Below are 6156 nucleotides of genomic sequence, written 5' to 3'. Positions count from 1 at the left end.
CTAAAAGAGCGTTTTGAAGAGTTTCGGGCGATGGGTATTCGCACCGTTATGGCGACCGGCGATAACCGAATCACGGCAGAGGTGATCGCGCGAGAAGCTGGTGTGGATGACTTTATCGCCGAAGCCAAACCCGAGGACAAAATCGCGCTGATTCGCGATCAACAAGCCAGTGGACGATTGGTGGCCATGACCGGGGATGGTACCAACGATGCGCCTGCGCTTGCTCAAGCGGATGTGGGTCTGGCTATGAATACAGGCACCATGGCGGCCAAAGAAGCCGGGAATATGATTGACTTAGAATCCAATCCCACCAAGCTGTTGGATGTGGTGATGATTGGAAAGCAGCTTTTAATTACTCGGGGGTCTCTTACCACCTTTTCTATTGCCAACGACGTGGCTAAATACTTTGCTATTATTCCGGCGATGTTTGCGGCGGTTCCCGCGCTCCATGTGCTAGAGGCGCTCAACATCATGCATCTGAAGACGCCTCACGGAGCCATCCTTTCGGCGCTCATTTTTAACGCCATTATTATCCCGGCACTCATTCCCTTTGCCATTCGGGGAGTGAAATATCGGGCGGAAAATGCGGATCGGATGTTGGCCCGAAATATTTTCAACTGGGGTGTCCTTGGGGTCATTATCCCCTTCGTGGGAATCTGGGGAATTGACCGCATTCTTGGGATTTTTGGACTGGCATAAAGGAGGAGAGAGACATGAAAATTCTTCGCCCCATTATCGGTGTGACCATCGGGTTGTGGCTATTGGTCGGTCTCATTTTTCCGCTGGCGATGACCGGCATTAGTCAAATAACTTTTCCCTGGCAAGCCAATGGAAGCGTGGTTCGCTCGGATGGGCGTGCGGTAGCTGCCCTCCATATTGGTCAAAACTTTACGAAAAACGATCAGTTTTGGGGGAGGCCGTCAGCAACCACGCCACCTTATAATCCCTTGGATTCTGGGCCTAGCAATCTCGGACCAACGAATAAGCTACTGATTGAGCACATTAAAACGCGGATTCATCACTTGTTGGTCAACGATCCCGGTCTCACAGTGCAACAGATTCCCGCCAGCATGGTGGAAAGTTCGGGTTCGGGATTAGACCCCGATATTACCGTGCAAGGGGCCTTAATTCAGGTGCCGCGGGTAGCGCATGCGACCGGTCTTTCGGAGAGCGTGTTAGATCGTCTTATTAAGCGGCAGACCTTGCATCCTCTCGTGGGCGTGATTGGTGTCACCCGCATCAATGTGGTGGAGCTGAACCTGGCTTTGGCCCAACTGCAACGCCATCGTGCCGATCTGCTACACTGAAATTCGAGATCGGGTAAGGGAGGGCGCGGACATGGCGTCCCAAAAGAAGGATCGGTGGCCACGGAGGAGCCCGAAAGGCTCGATACCGCAGGGGATGAAATGGCGCGTTGTTCCCTATAAGGCGTCTGCTCGCGAGAATTGGTTAAGGCGACTTCCACTGCTGGTAGCCCAGGCCGAGGGGCGCAGCAGTGGACGCGCCTATTTCTTGACCACCGCGATGATTGTAGTGTTGAGCGCGGTCTTTTGGGAACTGCGCCTGGTGGTGGGTACGGTCAACATCGCTCTTCTCTATATTTTGCCGGTGTTGGTGAGTGCTGTGGCGTGGGGCATGTGGCCTTCTTTTTATAGTGCCGGCTTGTCTATTTTGCTATTCGACTTTCTCTTTGTGCCGCCCATTTTCAGCTTTGCGGTCAGTAATGTGCAATATGTGATTTCATTTGTGGTGTTTCTTTTAGTGGGAACAGTCACCACGGCGCTCGCTTCGTCATTACGCCAGCAATATCAGGCCGCATTGCGTCGCGAATCTCAGGCTCAGACATTGTTTCGGGTGACGCGCCAAATGTCCTCGCATAGCGAATTGCACTCGATGTTGCAAGAACTGGCGGTGCAAATTAAGGTGGTCTTAAATACCGAGGCAACCATTGCGGTGATGGAGGCGGCACCGGATGCGATGACAATGATTAGTTCATCCGATGAGCCGTCCGATGTCAACCAAGCGATTATCCGATGGGTCAAGACTCATGGGTCGGGGACGTCTTTTGGCAATCACCATACACCGGAATTAATCTATCTTCCATTAAAGGCCGAAGGAGACGTTCAAGGCGTTCTTTGTATCGGTCAGATCGGCCGACTATTGACCCTCGATGATGAGTCCATTCAGTTATTACAGTCGTTAGCTGAACTGACGGCATTAGCCCTCTTTCAACATAAGGCCGCTGAGAAAGCTCGTTTGGCGGCTCTTTCGCTCGAGTCAGAGCGGCTCCGCACCGCTCTCCTCGATTCCATTTCTCATGAGTTGATGACACCACTGGCCACCGTCACGGGATCTGTCACGGCGTTAATAGATGAGACTATGGTGCTGAGTGCTGAGGATGAGAAAGCGCTTTTGTCCGCCATCCGTGAAGGGGCGGCGCGGATGCGCCGGCTCATCACCAATTTATTAGGGATGGTCAAGATTGAAAGCGGAGCCATTCGCCCTAATTGGCAAGAGGTTGATGTGGGTGAGGTGATTGGGATTGCGCTGCATCAATTGGAAGATACCTTGGGCTCCCGATCGGTGGAGGTAGTCGTACCAGAGAACCTTCCTTTAATCTCGTCCGATCCTGTGTTGCTGGAGCAAGTCTTAGTCAATATTATCAGTAATGCCGAAAAGTATTCCCCACCTACGACGCGCATCATTGTGGAGACGAGCTTTGAAAAGGATACCTTACGACTTTCCATCATAGATTTTGGTATCGGCATGAACGACTATGATCGGGCCCATGCGTTCGATAAGTTTTATCGCGGCCCGAGCAGCCGGCACATTCCCGGCACCGGTCTTGGGCTAGCCATTTCGAAAAATATCATTGACATTTTAAAGGGGCATATTGACATTCATCCTCATCGTCCCGAAGGCACTCACATTTCATTGTGGTGGGATGGACAAGAGGTTTTGGGGGGAAGAGAGTAAGAGATATGACAAAAATTCTTATTGTGGATGATGAGCCTCAGATTGTCCGATTGCTGGAAGTCACAATGAAAGCTCAAGGATATGAATGTATTACCGCGTCTAATGGTATGGAGGCCATCGACACGGCGCGCACCGCGTTGCCGGACTTGGTGCTGTTGGACTTAGGCTTGCCCGACATGAGAGGTACCGCCATTCTTGAAGAGATTCGTCGCTGGTCACACGTGCCGATTATCATGCTGACCGTTCAAAATGAGGAAACCGAAAAGGTTCACGCTTTTGATATGGGGGCTGACGACTATGTCACCAAGCCTTTTAGCACGGGGGAACTTTTGGCACGCATTCGCGCGTCGTTGCGTCGCGTCAATGGGGCACCAGACCTTCCTGTTTTGGAATTTGACCATGTGACCATTGATCTTCCTGAGCGTACCGTAACCCGAGACGGAGAGGCAGTGAAACTTACTCCGATTGAGTACGATATATTGCGGGTACTCAGTATTAATGTAGGACGCGTTGTGACGCGATCTCAACTGCTCATGCAAGTCTGGGGCTATTCTGAAGAAGACATCGAGGCGCAGCACTATCTCAGGATCTATATTGGGCACTTGCGTAAGAAGCTGGAGACAGATCCGGGACGCCCAACTCTGATATTAACCGAGCAGGGCATTGGCTATCGCATGGTGGGGCACTCTTCATCCGCATGAACGGTTGAAGGCGGCGAGAAGAGTCAACGGCGTCTTTCAGCTCGTACGGTGTGTAGTTCCATGGTATGACATCGTCTCACGCGGTGGCGTGGATGGAGGTGAAAGCCTTCTCTTCATGGAACCTAGGCATAGTATGAGATATGCATTGTTGCCATGTTGCGATACCCAGCCGTAGAAGAGTCCGCATCTTGAATGTCAAGTGCGGATGAGGTCGTAAGCACCGAGCGTTCGAGTTTCTCTCTTGGGATACCGTTTATAGAAACGATTTCGCAGGATGGGGATACCTTGCCAGCTCGAGAGATGATTAGCGGAAACAAGTTTTCTAGAGCAGTGTGGCCGTGGATCGGGACACACGTGCGACACGTCCCTCTCGGAATCGGGTCTGCGGTATAATGGGACAACTGTAGGGAGGTGATTTTGATGCGTCGAACGGGTACCGTGTGTCGTCCCGGTGATGCCGTGATTATCCCATGGGCCGGAGGGACCACCACTCAACTCGCCATCTATCCGCCGCAATCCAGTTATCGTGACTTAACGTTTGGATGGCGGGTAAGCATCGCGACCATCATAGCGGGCACGTCAGAATTCACGCCTCTTTCTGGGGTAGATCGGATATTGATGATGCTTGAGGGTCATATGGTTCTCGAGCATCAAGGGCATTACCAAACGGCACTCTCTCCCTTCGACCAAGATGCCTTTAGTGGCTCATGGAGGACAAAGAGTTTTGGCGAAGGTGTGGATCTTAATCTGATGCTGCAATCGCCCTATGTGGGGGAGATGAAGCGTCGAACCGTCTCTGAATTAGCGGCTCGACTTGCCGACCCGTGGCAGGAGGAGATGCCTCAATGGCAGATGTTTTACGTGTGGAATGCCGCTCTAGAATTTGTGGTGCAAGGGGCGTGCCAAGTGGTAAAGCCGAGAGAACTTATTGTGTTTCATCATGACGATCCTAAATCACCCATAGAATATGGTGTGAGACCCCTCCAAGAGGCGCATTGGGATGACGTTACGGTCATTGAAATATTGATTCGCGAAAAATATCACCAGCTATAGCGGGGTTGCGCCAAACGCATCGGAGCCTCACCCGTAAGTATGCCATCATACCCCGATAGGTCAATGACTGCTGATCCTACTTCGAGGTCGTCGTTAATCCTTCACAATACCCCGAAATTTATGCATGCTCCGAATTCAAGATGGAGAGCCTCTAGAGGGTGTATACTATTTTTCAATTGATACAAAGGGCGTGATGCGAATGGACATGAGCAATAATCCCACTCCAGCGATTTTGCACCGTTTTTATGGGATGGTAGGAGCGGAAGTGATTATTCTTGTGCTATTGGCACTCATTTTGTGGAAGTTAGGGGTGTGGCGACGTTGGCAATCGCTGCCGAAAAGTCCCACCAATCGTGTTCGTAATTATTTCCGTTATGGACTCGGGGCGCTTTGGCTATTGGACGGACTTTTGCAGTTGCAACCCGCCATGAGCTCGGACTTTGTTCCCGGTGGATTGGTCCCTTTGTTGAATGGCCAACCATTTTGGTACAGTCAGCTTCTCGAATGGGGCATTGTAAGATGGGCTTCACACCCCATTTTATCCGATTCGCTGGTGGCCATACTGCAAATGTTATTGGGTATCTTTATTCTATTCCCAGGAAACGCCAAATTTGAACGCGCCGTACTGAAGCTGTCCATTGCGTGGGGTCTGGTGGTGTGGATACTCGGCGAAGCATTGGCGCAAATGCTGGTGCAGGGATACGGGAGCTGGTTTAATGGAGCGCCGGGCTCTGTGGTGTTTTATATTGTCGGAGCCATATTTCTTTTGGTGCCTATTGAGCGTTGGGAGTCGGGCCGGGTCAGACACTGGATATGGAATGGCATAGGCGGATTATGGCTAGCGATGTCAATCTTTCAACTGCTGCCGTGGGAAGGGTATTGGACGGGTTCGGCACTATCTCAGGTGACGCTGAACATGGCTCAAATGGCGCAACCTCAAATCTTTTCCACACCGCTTTACATGACTGCGCGATTTATGGATCATCATGCTGTTTCGGTTAACCTTTTGTGTATCGTGGTGATGCTAGTCGCCGGGCTGGGAATGATACTGAAAAAGCGTTGGGCACTTTGGGTAGCGGTCATTTGGACCCTTCTCACTTGGTGGCTCGCTCAGGACTTTGGAGTGTTAGGAGGGCTGGGAACAGATCCACAATCAGGAGCTTTAGTGTTGTTGTATATCGGTGTGGGAATCCTGATGCCGCTAGGTATGCAAAGACCAGCGACAGGCTCGTCAACCAGTGATTCCAAAATACCGCTTAGAGCGGTCGTCAACCAACAACAAGATGTCGATTAGTGATTGCATAGTTGCGTTTCGCATGCTATAGTAGATAGCGTTCTTCGATTCGTGCATTGCGAATATGTGATGTCACCCAACAATAATATGGTGGATGTAGCTCAGTTGGTTAGAGCACCAGGTTGTGGCCCT

At 51.2% G+C, this 6156-nt stretch carries 6 protein-coding genes; all 6 read left to right on the top strand.

All coding sequences use genetic code 11. The features are described 5' to 3' along the window. A partial coding sequence (locus tag ACOJWD_RS02720) for an HAD-IC family P-type ATPase (RefSeq protein WP_486991687.1) occupies positions 1-699 on the top strand: 699 nt, incomplete at its 5' end. A 14-nt stretch (positions 700-713) separates the two neighbouring features. Continuing rightward, positions 714-1307, top strand: a complete 594-nt coding sequence (gene kdpC, locus ACOJWD_RS02715) for a potassium-transporting ATPase subunit KdpC (RefSeq protein WP_486991686.1) — start codon at positions 714-716, stop codon at positions 1305-1307. A 31-nt stretch (positions 1308-1338) separates the two neighbouring features. Further along, on the top strand, positions 1339-2976 hold the full coding sequence (locus ACOJWD_RS02710) for a DUF4118 domain-containing protein (RefSeq protein WP_486991685.1): 1638 nt from the start codon (positions 1339-1341) through the stop codon (positions 2974-2976). Between the two features lie 5 nt (positions 2977-2981). Beyond that, positions 2982-3677, top strand: a complete 696-nt coding sequence (locus ACOJWD_RS02705; protein WP_486991684.1) for a response regulator — start codon at positions 2982-2984, stop codon at positions 3675-3677. Positions 3678-4097: 420 nt separating this feature from the next. Continuing rightward, a complete protein-coding gene (locus tag ACOJWD_RS02700) occupies positions 4098-4730 on the top strand; it encodes a HutD/Ves family protein (protein ID WP_486991683.1) in 633 nt (210 codons plus the stop codon). 199 nt (positions 4731-4929) lie between these two features. Then, positions 4930-6024 carry a hypothetical protein gene (locus tag ACOJWD_RS02695; protein WP_486991682.1) on the top strand — a complete coding sequence of 365 codons (1095 nt, stop codon included), beginning with the start codon at positions 4930-4932 and terminating at the stop codon, positions 6022-6024. Positions 6025-6156 lie beyond the last annotated feature (132 nt).

The sequence above is a fragment of the Sulfobacillus sp. TH-112 genome, assembly GCF_057473405.1.
Note: the sequence above shows the minus strand (reverse complement) of the source record. Positions and strands in the feature narration are given on the sequence as shown.